Consider the following 18,442-nt stretch of genomic DNA (forward strand, 5'->3'; position numbering starts at 1 on the left):
ACCCTTCCCCATTTTACTTTTATAAGAATGTATTTAAAAACCTATTGGTTTCAAAACCAGTCCCAGGTTTTCTTTCCATCCCATGGCAATATTCATATTCTGAACAGCCTGTCCGGAAGCTCCTTTTAACAAATTATCAATCGCTGAGTGAATAACAACAACATTATTATTCTTTTCAATATGAATCACACAGCGATTGGTATTGATAACCTGTTTGAGATCAATTGCTTTTTCACTTACCTTTACAAAAGGTGCATCTCCATAAAACTTCCTGTACAATGTCTCAATATCTGAAAGCTCCAGGTCTGATTTAACCGTTGAGCTGGTAAAAATCCCTCTTGTAAAATCTCCCCTCCAGGGAACAAAATTCAGGCTTACGTCTTTATTGTTAAAAGAATTCACTTGCTGCAAAATCTCATCTACATGCTGATGGCTAAGTGTCTTGTATGCAGAAATATTATCATTTCTCCAGGTAAAATGAGTGGTTGCCTGTAAAGACTGTCCGGCCCCTGTCGATCCGGTAATTCCTGTTGTATACACATCATTCAAAAGTCCTTTTTCAGCCAATGGCAATAGAGCCAGCTGGATAGCAGTTGCAAAACATCCAGGATTGGCAATACTTTTTACGCCCAAAAGATTTTTTTTATTGATTTCCGGAAGTCCGTAGATAAAATTTCTGTTTCCGAAAGCACCTTCCAAACGAAAATCATTTCCCAGGTCAATCACCAACGTCTCATCTGTAACAGCATTCTGATTCAGCCAATTCTGGCTTTCCTTATGAGGAAGACACAAAAAAAGAATATCTACAGCCGAAGGGTTGTCCGTTAAAACCATTTCACAAACCGTCGCTAAATCCGGGTACAGATCAGAAATCTTTGTACCCGAATTAGAACGACTATATAAAAAACTCAATTCAATATTGGGATGAAAAGCCAACAGGCGCACCAATTCACTACCGGTATATCCGTTAGCTCCTACAATTCCTACCGTTTTCATATTTTCACGCCGTTAATCTGGTGGTAAATATTCAGGGAATTGCTTACAATTTTTGTGTACCCTTTTACATCGTCTCCGCTCCATGCTCTGTTTGCCTCTCCGTAACTTCCAAATTGATCAGACATCAGATCATGTTCAGATTCAATGCCGTTCAAAACAAATCTGTAAGGATAAAGAGTGATGAAAACTTTTCCTGTTACCATTTTCTGAGAGTCAGTAAGGAAAGATTCTATATTTCTCATCACAGGATCTAAAAACAATGCCTCATGCAGCCAGTTCCCATACCAGTCGGACAATTGCGACTTCATCATTTGCTGGTATTTCGATAAAGTATGTTTTTCCAATAAATGATGGGACTTGATGATCACAGATGCAGCAGCCGCCTCGAATCCTACTCTTCCTTTAATTCCGACAATAGTATCCCCTACGTGAATATCCCTTCCGATACCGTAAGCAGAAGCCAATTGTTCTATTTTCTGGATAGCATACACAGGATGGCTGAAGTTCTCCCCATTTACTGCTGTAATTTCACCGTTTCTAAATTCGATTTCCAGTTCAGATGACTGGGTTTCTTTGATCTGCGACGGAAAGGCCTCTTCCGGAAGGTTATTTCTGGAAGTCAGCGTCTCTTTTCCACCCACAGAAGTCCCCCACAACCCCTTATTAACAGAATACTGAGCCTTTTGAAACTCCATATCATATCCGTGACTTTTCAGGAATCCAATCTCCTCTTCTCTCGAAAGTGCCATATCACGGATCGGCGTGATAATCTCAACATGGGGAGCCATTACCTGGAAAATCAGATCAAAACGAACCTGGTCATTTCCCGCTCCTGTGCTTCCATGAGCAATAGCATCCGCCCCTTTTTCCAGTGCATATTTTGCAATTTCCTGAGCCTGAATGGTACGCTCAGCGCTTACGGAAAGCGGATAAGTATTATTTTTCAATACATTTCCGAAGATCAGATACTTCACACATGAATTATAGTAATCTTCCTGAGCGTCAATACACCTGTATTCCTTTACCCCTAATTTCAGGGCTCTGTTTTCAAGTTCTTTTTCTTCTTCTTTTGAAAAACCTCCTGTATTCACAGTTACTGCATACACCTCATATCCCAGACTTTCACTAAGATATTTGGCACAGTAAGAGGTATCCAAACCACCACTAAACGCTAAGATTACTTTCTTTTTCATCGATCTTCTTTTTCGTATTATTATTCGTATAATGTAATCCACCGGATGTAATCTGCCCCAAAGACAAAAGCCCATCCTGATTTACTTCATCATTATCCTTATTTTGAGGTTCATTATTTTTCACCTCATTTATATCATTGTTGGAAGGAATAAAAAGCATTGCTGTACATAAGCAGTTCTTTCTTTCCTTTTTCATTAAAATTTCGTAATTCACACAGTTTTTACAACCATTCCAAAATTCCTCATCCTGGGTAAGCTCAGAATAAATAACGGGCTTATAACCTAAATCGCTGTTGATTTTCATGACAGCCAACCCGGTTGTTAATCCAAAAACCTTAGCCGCAGGAAATTTATCCCTTGATAACTGGAATACTTTATTTTTAATCAGGGTCGCAACACCCCTGTTCCTGTATTTTGGCGAAACGATCAGCCCCGAATTGGCCACAAACTGACCGTGGGACCAGGTCTCTATATAGCAGAAACCGACCCATTCCCCGTTTTCAGTAGCAACAACGGCATTGCCTTCTGAAATCTTCTTACTTAAATATTCTATGGAACGTTTTGCGATCCCCGTTCCTCTCCGTTGTGCAGAATCATACATTTCCTGCTGTATTTCACTCACATACATTAAATGTTCGCATGAGGAAATTTCTATTTCCATTTATTTATCTGAATTTTTTGGCAAATTTAAAGCATAATAACTTTAATAACCAAATTAAAAAGATATTTTTTTTGTTTAAATGATTATTACAAGATAATATATCTTATTTGAAATATACAATTTTGCTAAATTATTATATATTTGCTAAAATATTATACATGGAAAATAAATGCCCTAAATGCAATAGCACCCATCTTGTAAAAAGTGGGGTGATCAACCAGAAACAAAGATTTCATTGCAAATCCTGCAATTATTATTTCACCGTAAAAAAAATAGGCAAGCAGATCGATGACTACTATGTTACCAAAGCCCTTCAGCTTTACCTCGAAGGATTAAGCTTCCGCGAAATAGAAAGGATTATCGGGGTCTCTCATGTAACCATAAGCTCATGGATCAAGAAATACAATATCACCCGGCCGCCGCATTCCGAATTCCATCCCGTATATAAAATCCTGAAGCAAAACGAATTGATCGAATACATGTCCAATGAAGACAATATTAAAAACTCAGGATTGATCATCACACAGTTCGCAGATAAATACATGTTGATCAAGTGGGAACGGTTTAAAAAGTAAACAGACAAAAAGAAGGAATCATAAAATCACCTATTTGCAAAATCAGGAAATGAAACTCTCTATTCCGAGCTTCAGCTTCAACTAACAAACAGGTATTTATAATAAAACTATATACTTACCATTAATATATATTAAATTTCTCTAAATAAATTATTAATTCCAATTTGGCTTTCACAAAATTAACGCCAAAAAATTGATAATTTATGAAGAAAATACTCACTTTTATTGGATTAGCTTTAATTAGCAACACATTGTACTCCCAGGGATCTCCCGACTACGGAAACGGATTAAAAATAAACCTTAATCCTGAAGGAGATAAATTCGTCAGATTTATTTTATGGGATCAGTTCTGGTTAAGGAACTCACAAATGAATCCGGGAAGTATGGTCGGAGGAGAACCCACAGACAATACCTGGAATGTAGGGAACCGCAGACTCCGTGCCTTAACGTACGCCCAGGTTACCAAGCGATATATGATCCTCCTTCACTTCGGCATCAATAACCAAACCTTCATCAATGGAGGAGCGCCGGGTACAACAGGAACAGGAGGAAACGGAAATGGCAAAAAAACACAGCTTTTTTTCCATGATGCATGGAATGAATATGCAGTCCTGATGCCGGGAGAAGCAGGAAAATTCACTTTAACATTAGGAGCTGGACTGCATTATTATATGGGACTCTCCAGAATGACTATGGCCTCCACCCTCAATTTTTTAACCCTCGACTCTCCGATATTTTCGTGGCCGTTAATCGATAGCTCTGATCAGTTCGCAAGACAACTGGGTATGTTTGCCAAAGGAAAGTATGGAAAACTTGAATACCGCCTCAGCTTAAACAAACCCTTCGCTACAGATCTGGTTCCTGTAAATGTAACCGATCCTTCAAAAGCTGTTGCTGTGGATAATAACGGAAATCCCAGCTTTTCCAAAGCCGGATACGTAGAATATCAGTTTCTGGACGAAGAATCCAATACCCTTCCTTTCAAAGTTGGATCATATCTGGGAACAAAGAAAGTGTTTAATGTAGGAGCCGGTTTTTATCATCAGGCGGACGGAACCAGAACTTCCGTAAACTCAAATATCGAAAAGCACGACATTACTCTTCTAGCTGTGGATGCTTTTGCAGATATCCCTTTGGGAAATGCCAAACATAAAATGGCAGTTTCTGCCTACGCGGGATATTATAATTATCAGTTCGGCCCCAATTATATCCGAAATCTGGGGACTATGAATATCGCAGCAGCTGATCCTAACTTTACAGGACAAAAGGCAATTGCCGGACCTGGAAACTTACAACCGACAATTGGAACAGGTAATATTATCTATGCACAAGCCGGATTATTACTTTCCAACGAAGCAGAAAAGCCTAAAATCAGAATTCAGCCGTTTGCAGCATATACCCATAAAAACTTTGAAGCCTTCGACAAGTCGTCTTCACAGTTTGACGTTGGAGCCAACTGGTTTATAGACGGACATCACGCCAAAATAACAACCCAATACTCCACCAGACCGGTTTATACCAACCCTAGCGAGCGTCCAAAATCCAAAGGCGAGTTCATTGTTCAGTTTCAGATTTATTTATAATGACAGACTCGTTTAAACCCGCATAAAAAAAATTAATTAACATCAAAATCAAGTGATATGAGCGAAAACCATCATGAAAGCTATGAAAATATGACCGATAAGCAGAAGAACAGAACCATATGGAGCGTTATTACTGCATCTTCACTCGGTACACTGATAGAATGGTACGATTTCTATATTTTCGGAAGTTTAGCTGTTGTGCTGGCAACAAAATTCTTTCCGGCAGACAACCCTACCGCAGCATTTTTATCCACCTTGGCTACTTTTGCCGCAGGATTTGTTGTGCGACCTTTCGGAGCCCTGTTCTTCGGAAGATTAGGAGATATTATCGGACGAAAATACACCTTCCTGGTCACCCTGCTGATCATGGGATTTTCCACTTTCCTTATCGGATGTATTCCTAGTTATGAAACCATTGGATTTATGGCTCCGGTTCTGGTTCTGATCCTGAGATTATTACAAGGACTGGCCCTGGGAGGAGAATATGGAGGTGCAGCAACTTACGTTGCAGAATACGCACAACCCCACAGAAGAGGCTATTGGACTTCATGGATCCAGACCACTGCTACCGCCGGACTTTTTATTTCATTGATTGTTATTTTAATAACAAAAAACACCCTTTCTGCAGAGGAATTCGACGGCTGGGGATGGAGAGTTCCTTTCTGGATTTCTATTTTAATGGTGGGCGTCTCTTACATCATCAGAAAAAACATGAAGGAATCACCGCTTTTTGCTAAAGCCAAAAGTGAAGGTAAAACATCAAAAAATCCATTAAAAGAAAGTTTCGGAAATAAATACAACTTCAAATTCGTCCTGCTGGCATTGTTCGGAGCCGCAATGGGACAAGGTGTCATCTGGTATACAGGACAGTTTTATGCCATGAGCTTTTTGCAAAAAGTAATGAATGTAGAATCTGCTCAGGTTGATTCATTAATGGCCACCGCATTATTTTTAGGCACACCATTCTTCGTATTTTTTGGATGGCTTTCGGATAAACTGGGCAGAAAAGCCGTTATGATGACCGGGATGCTGGTTGCCATTTTAGCTTACCGCCCGATTTACAACAGCATGTACAAGAGTGTTAATCTCGAAAGCAAAACCATAGCTTCCAACGGCATCAGTGAAAAGAGAACAGCAAAAATCCATAAAGATATTGCCAGCGACAGCCTGATCACTTTCCATAAGGAAACCCTCTTTACGGATGGAACTTTAATAAAAAAAGACAGCATCATACACTGGTCGGCAAACGGCCCCGTTATAAAAGACGGAAAGATCGAGGAACCTAAGGTGTCACAGTCCTTAAAGCTCAGTGATGATACCAAATGGTACCTGATATTCCTGGTGTTCATTCAGGTGATCTTTGTAACGATGGTGTATGGTCCTATCGCAGCATTCCTGGTAGAAATGTTCCCGGTAAGAATACGCTATACTTCCATGTCATTGCCTTACCACATTGGTAATGGTGTATTTGGAGGACTATTACCTGCAGTAGCCACTTACCTTGTAACCACAGGAAAAGAGGCAGGACATCCTTCATGGTATCTTCAGGGACTGTGGTATCCTATCGGTGTTGCAGCCGTGTGTTTACTCATCGGATTATTTTATCTTAAGAGCAAGAACAATAATATCCACGATTAACCACTGAATCAGTCAAATTTTTATTAATTTTAAAACTACTAAAATGAACGGACTAAAAAAAATATTAGGTATCCTCTGGATTTTAATTGCTTTGGTTGTAGGATATTTCGGGATCACCGTTTTGGGTATTCCAAAAATCACTTCAGGAAAGCAGGAAGACCTTGTTTTTGGCATCATCATCCTTTTTGTTTTGATGCCAATTATTTCCGGAGGACTGGCAGTCTTTGGATATTACGCCTTAACCGGAGAATATTCTGACGACAAAATATAATTATTAATGATGAATGATAATTGATGAACAATCTGTACAAAGGATCTGTTCATCAATTGTCTTTTATCCATCATCATGTATGAAAAAAAGACACGAACAAAAACTGATCATACTAAGCATTGGATTAGTCATTCTCTTCAGCATTCCTATTTCATTGTTATTCAACAGTGAAAAAGATACTTTTGGCTATCCCGTGATTTTGATCTACATCTTCGCCGTCTGGATGATTTCGATCATCATATCGTTTATAATCGTGAAAAAATATGATGAGTAGTTTTGCTTTATTTGTTGTTGTCCTGCTTTACCTGGCCCTTCTATTTGTTGTCGCCCACCTGGCAGAAAAGAAAAAAAGCAAGTTATGGATCAACAATCCTTACATCTATGCGTTATCCTTAGCAGTATACTGTACAGCCTGGACTTATTACGGGAGTATAGGTGTTGCTGCCACTAGCGGGCTCAACTATCTTCCGATCTACGTAGGACCTATTGTCATTATTCCTGCATGGATATTTATCAACACAAGAATCGTAAGAATTTCACGAATCAATAAAATAAGCAGTCTCGCCGATTTTATTTCGCTGCGCTACGGAAACAGCAGAAGCTTTAGTGCCGTTATTACCATCGTTTGCCTTTTAGCAATCGTCCCTTATATAGGTTTACAGATTAAAGCCATATCAGAAACCTTCCATTTGGTTACGAAAACTCCGGTATCTCAAAATATTTTAACCGATAATGCAACCTTCGTAGTGGTTTTGATTGCTTTATTTTCCTCCTACTACGGAACAAGATATGTGGATGCTTCAGAAAAGCGCCTTGGAATCATATCCGCTATTGCCCTGGAAAGTTTTCTAAAGCTGTTTTTCATTATCATCCTTGGATTATTTGTGATTTATTTTGCCTTTGACGGATTTTCAGATATTTATGAAAAGGCAAGCAAATTCGAAGATTTCAAACAAAAGAATACATTCAATGGTATTGAAGGTGCTTTGAACTGGATGATCTTATGTATAATCTCTGCAACAGCTATTTGTATCCTTCCAAGACAGTTTCATACAGCCATCGTAGAAAACAGACAGGAAAAACACATCAAAACCGCCATTTGGTTTTTCCCTCTCTATCTTTTAATTTTTACCATTTTCATTTTTCCAATTGCTTGGGGAGGCAGGCTTTTATTTAACGGACAGAATGTAAATCCTGAATTCTATTCGATCCTGATCCCTCAATATTTTGACAACACTTTAATCACAGTATTTGTTTTCCTTGGAGGACTGAGTTCTTGTATTTCAATGATCATTATATCTGCGATCACATTATCCATCATGCTTTCCAATAACCTCATCATTCCTTACGGTTTACTGGGAAAATTTAAATCTGAAAATGAAATTCAAAACACAAGAAGCATAACGAATATCAGGAAGATAAGTATTTTTGCCCTCATCATAATGGCTTTTGCCTTTTACAAGTATTTTATCCTTAAAACATCCCTGGATTCAGTGGGCCTGATCTCTTTTGTTGTTATTGCCCAACTGGCACCTGCCTTTTTCGGAGCTTTATTCTGGAGAAGAGGAACCTATAAAGGTGCAGTGGTGGGGCTTCTTGCCGGGCTGGCCATTTGTTATTTCGGTCTGATTATCCCACAGTATTATTTTTCTTACAATCAGGAATTCAAAGGAGTATTGAGAGAGATGTATACTCTTTTTGATTTTTTCAAGATCCCTTATTTAAGTAAGATCCCGGAAATTTTCTTTTGGTCAATCTTAGTAAACACCGGGCTATTTACTACAATTTCAGTCAGCGTAAAAGGAAATTACAGGGAACGAAACTTTGCCGAGCTGTATGTGGATGTTGATAAATATATTCAAAACCATGAAAACGCCTTTATCTGGCGGGGTACGGCTTATGTTTCGGATATAAAAAACATCCTGGAACGATTTTTAGGAAAAAAGAAAACAGAACAGGCACTGCGGATATTTAATTTAAAATACAACATCGATTCTCAAACCGAAACAGCAGATTCGAGGTTTATAAAATTCTCTGAAAACCTTCTGGCAGGAAGAATAGGAACCGCTTCTGCCAAGATTCTCATCGAAGGTGTAACGAAAGAAGATAAAATTTCTTTAAAGGAAGTTCTGAACATCCTCGAAGAATCAAAAGAGAATATTACACTCAACAAAAAACTGACTGAAAAATCCAAAGAACTTAAACAACTTTCTGAAGAACTTACCGTAGCTAATGAAAGTTTAATAATTAAAGACCGTCAAAAGGACGATTTCCTCGATTCCGTCGCACATGAACTGAGAACTCCTATCACGGCCATCCGTTCTGCGGGAGAGATTCTAGCCGATGACGATGATATCCCTGCGGACATCAAAAGAGAATTTTTAAACAATATTATTACGGAATCCGATCGTTTAAGTGAGATCATCAATGACATTCTTTATCTTGATAAGCTGGAACATGGAGAAATTGCCCTTACGATAAAGAAAAACGACATCACAGAAACCTACAGGAAGGCATTAAATCCTATCCTTCACCTGATCCAGCAGAAAGATATCCAGGTTAGTGAAACCAATCTTCTCACAGAAAGTGTATTTGAATACGATGAAGCAAGAATGATCCAATTGTTTCAGAATATCCTTGGAAATGCTTTGAAATTTGCAGATGAGCAGGGAGAGATACAAACCCGTTTTTTAAAAAATGAAAATGCCTTAAATATCACTATCTTCAATACGGGTAAACCAATTCCTGAAGATGATCTGGAGATGATTTTTAATAAATTTTATCAGTCCAAAAATCAGAATATTTTAAAACCAACAGGAAGCGGGCTTGGGCTTGCCATCTCAAAGCAGATTATTGAGGCCCACGGAGGTATAATCTACGCTGAAAACAAAAGCTCAGGAGTAATATTTACCATAAGCCTTCCGGAAAATATATATAAAAAAGATGAAGTCGAACAGTATTAAAAACACATTATGAAAAAAATAATCATTGCAGATGATGAACATAAAATACTGATGTCCCTGGAATATAGTTTCAAAAAAAACGGCTATGACGTATTCATCGCCAGAGACGGTACTGAGGTATTGGATTTTCTTAAAACCATGGTTCCTGATGTTATCCTTCTGGATATTATGATGCCGAATCTTGACGGATACAGCACCCTGGAAGCTATTAAAGAACAGGAACAGCTGAAACATACAAAAGTTATTTTCCTGAGTGCCAAAAACAACCCAAAAGACATTGAAAAAGGCCTCGAAATGGGAGCTGATGCCTATGTTACAAAACCTTACTCTATCAAGAAGCTGATACAGCAGATTGAGGAATTATTGGATAACTGAGAATAAAAGCTTGGAGAAGCCAGATACAAGACTGCGGACTATCACAAAACAAAAAAAACACGAAATACTATTATTAATATGAATGCAGAAGATTTATTTAAAAGAAGTATCGAAGACAAAGAAAATTTCTGGAAGGAACAAGCCCGGGAAATAAGCTGGTATACATTTCCTCAACAAATTCTTTCGGGAGATACAGACCGCTATCCGGAATGGTATCCGGATGGGCAGCTTAATATGTCTTATCTGTGTATAGATCAACATATTGAAGATGGTTTTGGAGATCAGATCGCTATCATTTATGACTCTCCTGTTACAGACCAGAAAAAAACATACACATTCAGGCAACTGCAGGAAGAGGTTTCAAAATTTGCCGGCGGACTTGCTTCTTTAGGATTAAAAAAAGGAGATACCGCTGTAATTTATATGCCGATGATCCCACAAACCCTTTTTGCAATGCTGGCCTGTGCCCGGATTGGAGTAATTCACAATGTTGTTTTCGGAGGATTTGCCCCGCATGAACTTGTGGTAAGAATTGATGATTGCAAGCCTAAAGCTTTGATTACCGCTACTGCAGGAGTAGAAATCGCCAAAAGAATTCCTTATCTGCCATTGGTAGAAAAAGCAATTGAGCTGGCTCAGGACAAAGTGGATCACATCATTGTTTACAACCGAAAACTGGTTGATAATGAAGATGAGATGTTTGACGGCCTGATCGATTATGAAGAACTCACCCATAAGTCTTCCCCGGTTTCTCCTGTTGCAGTGGAATCTACCCACCCACTCTATCTTCTTTATACTTCAGGAACAACAGGAAAACCCAAAGGAATAACAAGAGATACGGGAGGCTACGCAACAGCCCTGAAGTTCTCAATGAAATATATTTATGGTATTGAGCCTGGAGAAACCTATTGGGCTGCTTCCGATTTCGGATGGGCGGTGGGACATAGTTTTTCCGTTTATGGACCTTTAATAAACAGAAACACGACTATCATTTTTGAGGGCAAACCAATTATGACTCCGGATGCCGGAACTTTCTGGCGCATCATTTCAGAATATAAGGTTTCCGCCATGTTTACCGCTCCTACAGCCATCAGAGCCATAAAAAAAGAAGATCCGGACGGGGAGCTCGTCAAAAAATACGATCTATCGCATTTTAAAAAGCAATTTTTGGCAGGCGAACGGTGTGATGTGGCTACCCTGGATTGGTTTAGTAAACAAATTGGAGTACCCGCCATTGATCACTGGTGGCAGACGGAATCGGGTTGGCCGATGCTGGGACTGATGACTTTTGATCATCATTATACCATTAAAAGAGCAGCAGCAGGAAAGCCTATTCCGGGGTATGACATTAAAATATTCGATGAAAATGGTTTTGAACTCGATCCTCATCAGGAAGGCTACCTGGTGATCAAACTTCCCCTGCCTCCAGGTGCACTTTCCGGAATATGGAAAGATGAAGAACGTTTTCAGAACAGCTACTTATCACAATATAAAGGATATTACTTCTCCGGAGACGGAGCCATACAGGATGAGGACGGATATTTTTTCATCACCGGAAGAGTGGATGACGTTATCAACGTTGCAGGACACAGGCTCTCCACTTCGGAAATGGAGGAAATTGTCGCTTCCCATCCGGAAGTTGCGGAATGCGCCGTAGTAGGAATCGATAATGAGCTGAAAGGACAAGTTCCTTTTGCCACTGTAGTATTAAAAAACGGTTCCACGATTTCAGAGGAAGATCTTGAAAAAGACATTGTACGAATGGTACGGGAGAAGATAGGAGCAGTCGCATTCTTAAAGAATGCCATGGTTGTAAAACGATTACCCAAAACACGCTCAGGTAAAATCCTGCGAAAACTTATCCGGACGCTTCTGGATGGAAAAGAATTTCAGGTTCCCTCAACGATAGACGACGATCAGATCATTGAGGAAATACAAGAAAAAATCGTTAATTACAGGGCAAAATTCACAAATTAGACATACATTTAATATCAATAAAATTCAAATTTCAAAAACAAAAGGGATATGAGAAATTACTTAATAGAAGATTTACCACATTATTTTGAAGAGTATAAAAAATCTATTAAAAATCCTAAAAAATTCTGGGATAAAATAGCCGATCAAAATTTTGTGTGGTATCAGAGATGGAGTAAGGTAGTTAAGTATGATATGAACGAGGCAAAAATCACCTGGTTTAAGAACGCAAAATTAAATATTACCAAAAACTGCATCGACAGGCACCTGAATGAAAGAGGAGATAAGACGGCTATTATCTGGGAACCCAACGATCCTAAAGAAAAAGCTGAGCATATTTCTTATAGTGAATTGTACGTAAGAGTTAACAAAACGGCTAACGTCCTAAGGGATATGGGCATTGAAAAAGGTGATCGTGTATGCATTTACCTTCCTATGATCCCTGAACTGGCAATCACAATGCTCGCCTGTGCAAAATTAGGAGCGGTACATTCAGTAATCTTTGCAGGATTTTCAGCCAATGCAGTAGCTTCAAGGATCAATGACTGTGAAGCGAAATTAGTAATTACCTCCGATGGCAGCTACAGAGGAAATAAAGTGCTAGACCTTAAAAGTATCGTTGATGAAGCTCTTGAAAAAACAACTACGGTTGAAAATGTCCTGGTCGTTAAAAGAACAAACAATGAGATCAAAATGAAGGAAGGCAGAGATCACTGGATGTCTGAACTCTATGAAAAAGCTTCTCCTGATTTTGTTACGGTAATAATGGATGCCGAAGATCCCCTTTTCATTCTTTATACTTCAGGTTCTACCGGAAAACCAAAAGGAATGCTCCATACCTGTGCGGGATATATGGTCTATACCGCGTATACTTTTAAAAATATTTTCAATTACCAGGAAAATGATATCTATTGGTGTACTGCAGATATCGGCTGGATCACGGGACATTCGTACATCCTTTACGGGCCTTTGCTAAACGGAGCCACTACAGTTATTTTTGAAGGTGTTCCTACATATCCTGAACCGGATAGATTCTGGGAGGTTATTGAGAAGCATAAAATCACCCAGTTTTACACAGCACCAACTGCTATTCGCTCCCTGGCCAAGGAAAGTGCCGAATGGGTAGATAAACATGACCTTAGTTCATTAAAAGTGATCGGGTCAGTAGGAGAACCCATTAATGACGAGGCATGGCATTGGTTCAATGACCATGTGGGTAAAAAGAAGTGTCCTATTGTGGATACCTGGTGGCAGACCGAGACAGGAGGAATTATGATCTCTCCTCTACCTTTTATAACGCCTACCAAACCTACCTATGCAACGCTCCCCTTACCTGGTGTTCAACCGGTGCTGATGGATGATAAACGGAATGAAATCACAGGAAACCAGGTAACGGGAAATCTTTGTATCCGTTTTCCATGGCCTGGAATTGCAAGAACCATCTGGGGTGACCACCAGAGATACAAAGAAACTTATTTTACCGCTTTTCCCGGAAAATATTTCACTGGAGACGGTGCTTTAAGAGATGAAGTTGGATATTACAGAATTACAGGCCGGGTAGATGATGTAATCATTGTTTCCGGACATAATTTAGGTACGGCTCCTATTGAGGACAGCATCAACCAGCATCCTGCTGTTGCCGAATCTGCAATTGTGGGATATCCTCATGATATCAAAGGAAATGCTTTGTACGGGTATGTTGTTTTAAAAGAAACCGGAGAAAGCAGACAAAGGGAAAACCTTAAAAAAGAGATCAACCAGCTTATTGCCGATCAGATCGGACCGATCGCTAAACTTGATAAAATACAATTTGTTTCAGGATTGCCAAAAACACGTTCAGGAAAAATTATGCGTAGGATCTTGAGAAAAATTGCCGAAGGAGATTTCAGCAACTTTGGAGATATTTCTACGTTATTAAATCCGGAAATTGTGGACGAAATTAAAAATGAAAGAATAGACTAATCTTTATCATTAATAAAAAGGCGCAGGATTTACCTGCGCCTTTTTTTATCAACTCTATTCTTTGATAATTTTTATAGCTTGTCTACCGAGGTTGGAATGTACACTAAGCAGATAATTCCCTTTAGGATAATGAAAATCCAAAGAATATTTTTTCAGCCTTTTCCCACTGATATCATCTTTCAGAATTTCTGTAATGAACTTTCCTGATGTGTCATACAGCCCGATAATGATATAATCGGAATGTAAAAAATGAATACTGAGATTCAGCTTGTCTTTAACAGGGTTGGGAGCTACATCGATCTGAAGTTTCCTTTCCTGATTCTCTCTGGTAGTTTCCTGCGTTGCAAGATTACCGACAGTCATTTTATAAATACCGGTACCAGCAGCATATGCCACATTACTGTTAACAAAAAATATCCTATTCAAAGTACCGCCTACTCCTGTGTCCGTCCAGGTTTCACCACCATTAAAGGTTTCATAAAATCCTGTATTATGACCACCCATCCACCCATGGTCTGGTGAAGTAAAGCCCACAGCCTGAACAAAAGTATCCGGAAAATCCTTTGTTTCCCAGGTAAGTCCGCCATTTAAAGATTTCAATAACCTTCCTGTGTTAGGAGATTCTGCTTCAATAGAGCAGAATATTTTATTATTATCCAGAAGCTGCATTTTCCAAACGTACTCAAAAGGAATATTACTGTTATATATTTTTGTCCAGCTTGCTCCTCCATCAGTCGTCTTAAGAATAACCGCACCGTCATCATCACTTCCGGATGCGAAACCAACGTTCTCATTGATAAAAGTAATTTCTACCAGGGCGGTAGCATACGCGGACATATCCATATACTGCCATGTAGTACCGCTATCTGTTGATTTGATAATATAAGCAGGATAAAACCATGCTCCGCAACCGTACACAGTAGATGCGCCCACACAATCCAGACCACAGATTCCTTGCGGGTATGGCGAAATATTATTAACTCTTTGCCATGTAACTCCGCCGTCTGTTGTCTTATAAAAATTGTTATTCAATGTCCCCAGAAAACCTACATTTTCATTTAAAAATTCAATATTCCTATAGTATTCATTGGGTGTCGTGCTCACAATTTGCTGTGTCCAGCTGGTACCACCATTTGTTGTCTTAAAAACAGCTCCGTTGCCGCCCCGGGCCGCCCACCCTAAATTTTCATTAAGAAAAAACACATCATCATACCGCCCTCCCCCATTTCCCGGAGGATAAGAGAACGCGGTCCAGTTATATTGCTGAGCCTGCAGAAAGAATGATGATAGAATAAGAGTCAATAAAATTCTTTTCATAGGTATTAATTTTAAAAACAAATTTGAGGTTTTTGAGATAAGTGTACAATAAACTTCTTAATAATTCATGATACTGTCTATCAACGACTAACGGACTTTTAAGTTCAAACATTTGATTGATAGAAATCATCAAATATTTTAACATTTAATTATAGATAAAACAATATAAATCAAATTTTATTGAATTTTATTCAAATAATTTGAAATTTAATTATTACCTTTAAGTACAAATTTAAAACACACGATCATGACAAAAATATTAGCCGGATTATTTCAATCTCACAGTGATTATAAGAAGCTTGAAACGGACCTGGAAAGCTCAGGCTTCGGAGATTCAGATTATATTGTTTATCTCAACGACCATCAAAATTCACAATATCTTGCAAGTGTTGCAGTAAAAGATACAGATCAGGCAGATAATGCCAGGAACGTTTTTAATAAAAATGCTGTGGTAAAAACCTATTTATTTGAGAATATGGGAATAGAACAAGCAGACTACCATAACATAAAAAGATATATTGACGCACGAAATAAAGCTGAAATCCATAACAGTCCCGACGTTAAAATCAAGGGCTCAAGCAATGGCATGGATTCAGAAGTAAAATTCTAATAAAAACTAAAATCTAATAACCGGAAATCCGCAGATCTTTCTGCGGATTTTTTGTCATTGACAACTGGGAAAATTTTCGTATTTTCGTTTAATTATACGGGATTTACACAAATGAGCTACGACTTAGAACGGGAGAACAAAGAAATACTGGCAAGATATAAAGACCTGATTTCTAATACTTACAGGACTTTGGATGAAGAAAACAATAAACTCATCCGAAAGGCATTTGATATTGCATTAGATGCCCATAAAGATCAAAGGAGAAAATCCGGAGAACCCTATATCTACCATCCTATTGCCGTAGCTAAAATTGTTGCAACGGAAATAGGTCTTGGAGCTACATCAATAGCCTGTGCACTGCTGCATGATGTGATTGAAGATTCCGACTATACCTACGAAGATATCAAGAAGATCTTTGGGGAAAAAATAGCCAATATCGTGAATGGATTAACCAAAATATCCATCATGAATCATCAGAACATTTCCGTACAGTCTGAAAACTACAGAAAATTACTGCTCACACTATCGGAAGATTTCCGGGTTATACTGATTAAAATCGCAGACCGCCTTCACAATATGCGGACACTGGAAAGCATGGCCCCGGATAAGCAAAAGAAAATTGCTTCTGAAACCGTGTACATCTACGCTCCCATGGCCCATCGTCTGGGATTATACAACATTAAATCCGAGCTTGAAGACCTTTCATTAAAGTATAATAATGCGGAAGTTTTCAATGAGATCACTGAAAAATTAGAACTAGCCAAGGAAAACCGGGAAAAATACATTGAAGAATTCAAAAAAGAAGTTTCCGAAAGGCTCAAAGAGGAAGGATTAAATTTCAGTATAAAAGGCCGTGCAAAAGCAGTTTCTTCCATTTACCGGAAAATGCTCAAACAAGGAGTTTCTTTTGAGGAGGTATTTGATAATTACGCCATCAGGATCATTTACAAATCAGATGCAAAAAATGAAAAGTTCCTGGCCTGGAAAATTTATTCAATCGTAACGGATGTATACCACAGTAACCCTTCAAGAATGCGTGACTGGATCACACAGCCCCGTTCTACAGGATATGAAAGTTTACACCTTACTGTCCTTGGACCGGATAAAAAATGGATTGAAGTACAGATCCGTTCAGAAAGGATGGACGAAATCGCTGAAAAAGGGGTAGCCGCACACTATAAATACAAAGAAGGATACAAGCAAAGCAGTGAGGACAGAAATTTTGAAAGATGGGTAACAGAAATCCGGGATGTTTTAGAACAGCAACAGAATCTTTCTACCTCCGAACTTCTGGATAACATCAAACTCAATTTATATTCTAAAGAGGTTTTCGTTTTTACTCCCAAAGGAGAAATCAAAATTCTGCCAACCAACGCTACGGCACTGGACTTCGCATTCTCTGTACACTCTGATTTGGGTATGAAATGCCTAGGAGCCAAGATCAATGGAAAACTGGTTCCAATCTCATATGTTCTTCAAAACGGAGACCAGGTAGATATCCTTTCTTCCCAGAATCAAAAGCCTAAATCGGACTGGCTCGAATTCGTAGTTACTTCCAAGGCAAAATCCAAGATTAAGAGTTATCTTAATTCACAAAAAAATCAGCTGGTAGAAGAAGGAAAAGAAATTTTACAAAGAAAGCTTCGTCATGCTAAAATTAATTTTAATGATGAGGAAGTCAATAAACTTCAGAAATTTTTCAACTTAAAAACATCACAGGAACTGTTTTTAAAATTCCAGAGCAATGAACTGGATGTAAGCAGTCTTAGAAAATACATCGAAAGTAAAAATGTATTCAATAATTTACTTTCAAGATTCAGAAAATCTCCTTCCAAAAACGTTCATTATGAAGAACCAAAGGAGCAAAACCTGGACATGATCGTCTTTGGAAAAGACGAAGAAAAGTTAAACTATAGTTATGCAAAATGCTGTACTGTAATACCGGGAGATAAAATTTTTGGATTCATTACGATTTCAGACGGTATAAAAGTGCATAGTGATAATTGTCCGAATGCTATTAACCTGAGGGCACAGTATGATTACCGGGTTATTCCAGCCAAATGGGTTAATGCTGAGAGCTTTAAAAACAGGGTTAAAATTGAAATTGAAGGTTTAGACCGGATGGGAATGATTAACGACATTACCGCCGTAATCAGTGGCACTATGGGAATGGATATGAAAAGTCTTTCCATAGAATCCAATAATGGCGTCTTTATGGGTAACATTATTCTTGAGGTTAAAAATAAAGGTCAATTGGAAGAAACCTTTAAAAAACTTAAAAATATTAACGGAGTTTCAAGGGTGAGACGATTACAATCATAGGC

General features: G+C 38.6%; 14 protein-coding genes and 1 pseudogene. 11 read left to right on the forward strand and 4 right to left on the reverse strand.

Annotation, left to right across the window (positions count from 1 at the left end):
* Nucleotides 1–33 precede the first annotated feature (33 nt).
* The 3 genes from argC to AAEU33_RS17985 are packed head-to-tail and all read right to left on the reverse strand — an operon-like array spanning nucleotide 34 to nucleotide 2,850.
* Nucleotides 34–996: an N-acetyl-gamma-glutamyl-phosphate reductase gene (gene argC / locus AAEU33_RS17975; RefSeq protein ID WP_345989407.1), complete on the reverse strand. Its 963-nt coding sequence runs from the start codon at nucleotides 994–996 to the stop codon at nucleotides 34–36.
* A complete protein-coding gene (locus AAEU33_RS17980; protein ID WP_345989409.1) occupies nucleotides 993–2,189 on the reverse strand; it encodes an argininosuccinate synthase domain-containing protein in 1,197 nt (398 codons plus the stop codon). The genes argC and AAEU33_RS17980 overlap by 4 nt, the downstream gene beginning before the upstream one ends.
* Complete coding sequence (locus AAEU33_RS17985; protein ID WP_345989411.1) at nucleotides 2,161–2,850, reverse strand: GNAT family N-acetyltransferase; 690 nt, start codon at nucleotides 2,848–2,850, stop codon at nucleotides 2,161–2,163. The genes AAEU33_RS17980 and AAEU33_RS17985 overlap by 29 nt, the downstream gene beginning before the upstream one ends.
* A 158-nt stretch (nucleotides 2,851–3,008) precedes the next feature.
* Here AAEU33_RS17985 and AAEU33_RS17990 point away from each other — a divergent pair, with 158 nt between their 5' ends.
* From AAEU33_RS17990 to acs, 9 genes and pseudogenes are all read left to right on the forward strand, one after another.
* The gene (locus AAEU33_RS17990) at nucleotides 3,009–3,425 is read left to right on the forward strand and encodes a helix-turn-helix domain-containing protein (RefSeq protein ID WP_172277876.1); all 417 of its coding nucleotides are present in this window, start codon (nucleotides 3,009–3,011) and stop codon (nucleotides 3,423–3,425) included.
* A gap of 203 nt (nucleotides 3,426–3,628) precedes the next feature.
* Nucleotides 3,629–5,008 (forward strand): porin, encoded by a 1,380-nt coding sequence (locus AAEU33_RS17995; protein WP_345989414.1) that lies wholly within the window; start codon nucleotides 3,629–3,631, stop codon nucleotides 5,006–5,008.
* Between the two features lie 57 nt (nucleotides 5,009–5,065).
* Entirely contained in the window at nucleotides 5,066–6,646 is a 1,581-nt protein-coding gene (locus AAEU33_RS18000) for an MFS transporter (RefSeq protein WP_345989416.1), read from the forward strand.
* A gap of 43 nt (nucleotides 6,647–6,689) precedes the next feature.
* A complete protein-coding gene (locus tag AAEU33_RS18005; RefSeq protein ID WP_172277871.1) occupies nucleotides 6,690–6,917 on the forward strand; it encodes a DUF6814 family protein in 228 nt (75 codons plus the stop codon).
* A 79-nt stretch (nucleotides 6,918–6,996) separates the two neighbouring features.
* A complete protein-coding gene (locus tag AAEU33_RS18010) occupies nucleotides 6,997–7,191 on the forward strand; it encodes a hypothetical protein (protein ID WP_306611580.1) in 195 nt (64 codons plus the stop codon).
* On the forward strand, nucleotides 7,181–9,880 hold the full coding sequence (locus AAEU33_RS18015) for an ATP-binding protein (protein WP_345989418.1): 2,700 nt from the start codon (nucleotides 7,181–7,183) through the stop codon (nucleotides 9,878–9,880). The genes AAEU33_RS18010 and AAEU33_RS18015 overlap by 11 nt, the downstream gene beginning before the upstream one ends.
* A gap of 9 nt (nucleotides 9,881–9,889) precedes the next feature.
* Nucleotides 9,890–10,255, forward strand: coding sequence for a response regulator (locus tag AAEU33_RS18020; RefSeq protein WP_172277867.1), 366 nt, complete (start codon nucleotides 9,890–9,892; stop codon nucleotides 10,253–10,255).
* A gap of 78 nt (nucleotides 10,256–10,333) precedes the next feature.
* Nucleotides 10,334–12,232, forward strand: a complete 1,899-nt coding sequence (locus AAEU33_RS18025) for an AMP-binding protein (protein WP_345989421.1) — start codon at nucleotides 10,334–10,336, stop codon at nucleotides 12,230–12,232.
* A 42-nt stretch (nucleotides 12,233–12,274) separates the two neighbouring features.
* Nucleotides 12,275–14,191: pseudogene (gene acs / locus AAEU33_RS18030) on the forward strand (acetate--CoA ligase); the annotation flags it as partial.
* 54 nt (nucleotides 14,192–14,245) lie between these two features.
* Here the strand turns inward: acs and AAEU33_RS18035 are convergent.
* Nucleotides 14,246–15,508, reverse strand: coding sequence for a T9SS type A sorting domain-containing protein (locus AAEU33_RS18035; RefSeq protein ID WP_345989424.1), 1,263 nt, complete (start codon nucleotides 15,506–15,508; stop codon nucleotides 14,246–14,248).
* Between the two features lie 247 nt (nucleotides 15,509–15,755).
* Here AAEU33_RS18035 and AAEU33_RS18040 point away from each other — a divergent pair, with 247 nt between their 5' ends.
* Together AAEU33_RS18040 and AAEU33_RS18045 are read left to right on the forward strand one after the other, a co-directional pair.
* The gene (locus AAEU33_RS18040; protein WP_172277860.1) at nucleotides 15,756–16,118 is read left to right on the forward strand and encodes a hypothetical protein; all 363 of its coding nucleotides are present in this window, start codon (nucleotides 15,756–15,758) and stop codon (nucleotides 16,116–16,118) included.
* Between the two features lie 111 nt (nucleotides 16,119–16,229).
* Nucleotides 16,230–18,440 (forward strand): RelA/SpoT family protein, encoded by a 2,211-nt coding sequence (locus AAEU33_RS18045; RefSeq protein WP_172277859.1) that lies wholly within the window; start codon nucleotides 16,230–16,232, stop codon nucleotides 18,438–18,440.
* The last annotated feature ends 2 nt before the right edge of the window (nucleotides 18,441–18,442 follow it).

This window comes from Chryseobacterium sp. Chry.R1 (genome assembly GCF_039645525.1).
Classification (GTDB): domain Bacteria; phylum Bacteroidota; class Bacteroidia; order Flavobacteriales; family Weeksellaceae; genus Chryseobacterium; species Chryseobacterium proteolyticum.

Excerpts from the sequence above, each read along its gene's own strand:
- AAEU33_RS18020 (WP_172277867.1), top strand. The coding sequence starts at position 9,890 with ATGAAAAAAATAATCATTGCAGATGATGAACATAAAATACTGATGTCC.
- AAEU33_RS18005 (WP_172277871.1), top strand. The coding sequence starts at position 6,690 with ATGAACGGACTAAAAAAAATATTAGGTATCCTCTGGATTTTAATTGCT.
- AAEU33_RS18015 (WP_345989418.1), top strand. The coding sequence starts at position 7,181 with ATGATGAGTAGTTTTGCTTTATTTGTTGTTGTCCTGCTTTACCTGGCC.
- argC (WP_345989407.1), bottom strand. The coding sequence starts at position 996 with ATGAAAACGGTAGGAATTGTAGGAGCTAACGGATATACCGGTAGTGAA.
- AAEU33_RS18040 (WP_172277860.1), top strand. The coding sequence starts at position 15,756 with ATGACAAAAATATTAGCCGGATTATTTCAATCTCACAGTGATTATAAG.
- AAEU33_RS17980 (WP_345989409.1), bottom strand. The coding sequence starts at position 2,189 with ATGAAAAAGAAAGTAATCTTAGCGTTTAGTGGTGGTTTGGATACCTCT.
- AAEU33_RS18010 (WP_306611580.1), top strand. The coding sequence starts at position 6,997 with ATGAAAAAAAGACACGAACAAAAACTGATCATACTAAGCATTGGATTA.
- AAEU33_RS17985 (WP_345989411.1), bottom strand. The coding sequence starts at position 2,850 with ATGGAAATAGAAATTTCCTCATGCGAACATTTAATGTATGTGAGTGAA.
- AAEU33_RS18025 (WP_345989421.1), top strand. The coding sequence starts at position 10,334 with ATGAATGCAGAAGATTTATTTAAAAGAAGTATCGAAGACAAAGAAAAT.
- AAEU33_RS18035 (WP_345989424.1), bottom strand. The coding sequence starts at position 15,508 with ATGAAAAGAATTTTATTGACTCTTATTCTATCATCATTCTTTCTGCAG.
- AAEU33_RS17995 (WP_345989414.1), top strand. The coding sequence starts at position 3,629 with ATGAAGAAAATACTCACTTTTATTGGATTAGCTTTAATTAGCAACACA.
- AAEU33_RS18045 (WP_172277859.1), top strand. The coding sequence starts at position 16,230 with ATGAGCTACGACTTAGAACGGGAGAACAAAGAAATACTGGCAAGATAT.
- AAEU33_RS18000 (WP_345989416.1), top strand. The coding sequence starts at position 5,066 with ATGAGCGAAAACCATCATGAAAGCTATGAAAATATGACCGATAAGCAG.
- AAEU33_RS17990 (WP_172277876.1), top strand. The coding sequence starts at position 3,009 with ATGGAAAATAAATGCCCTAAATGCAATAGCACCCATCTTGTAAAAAGT.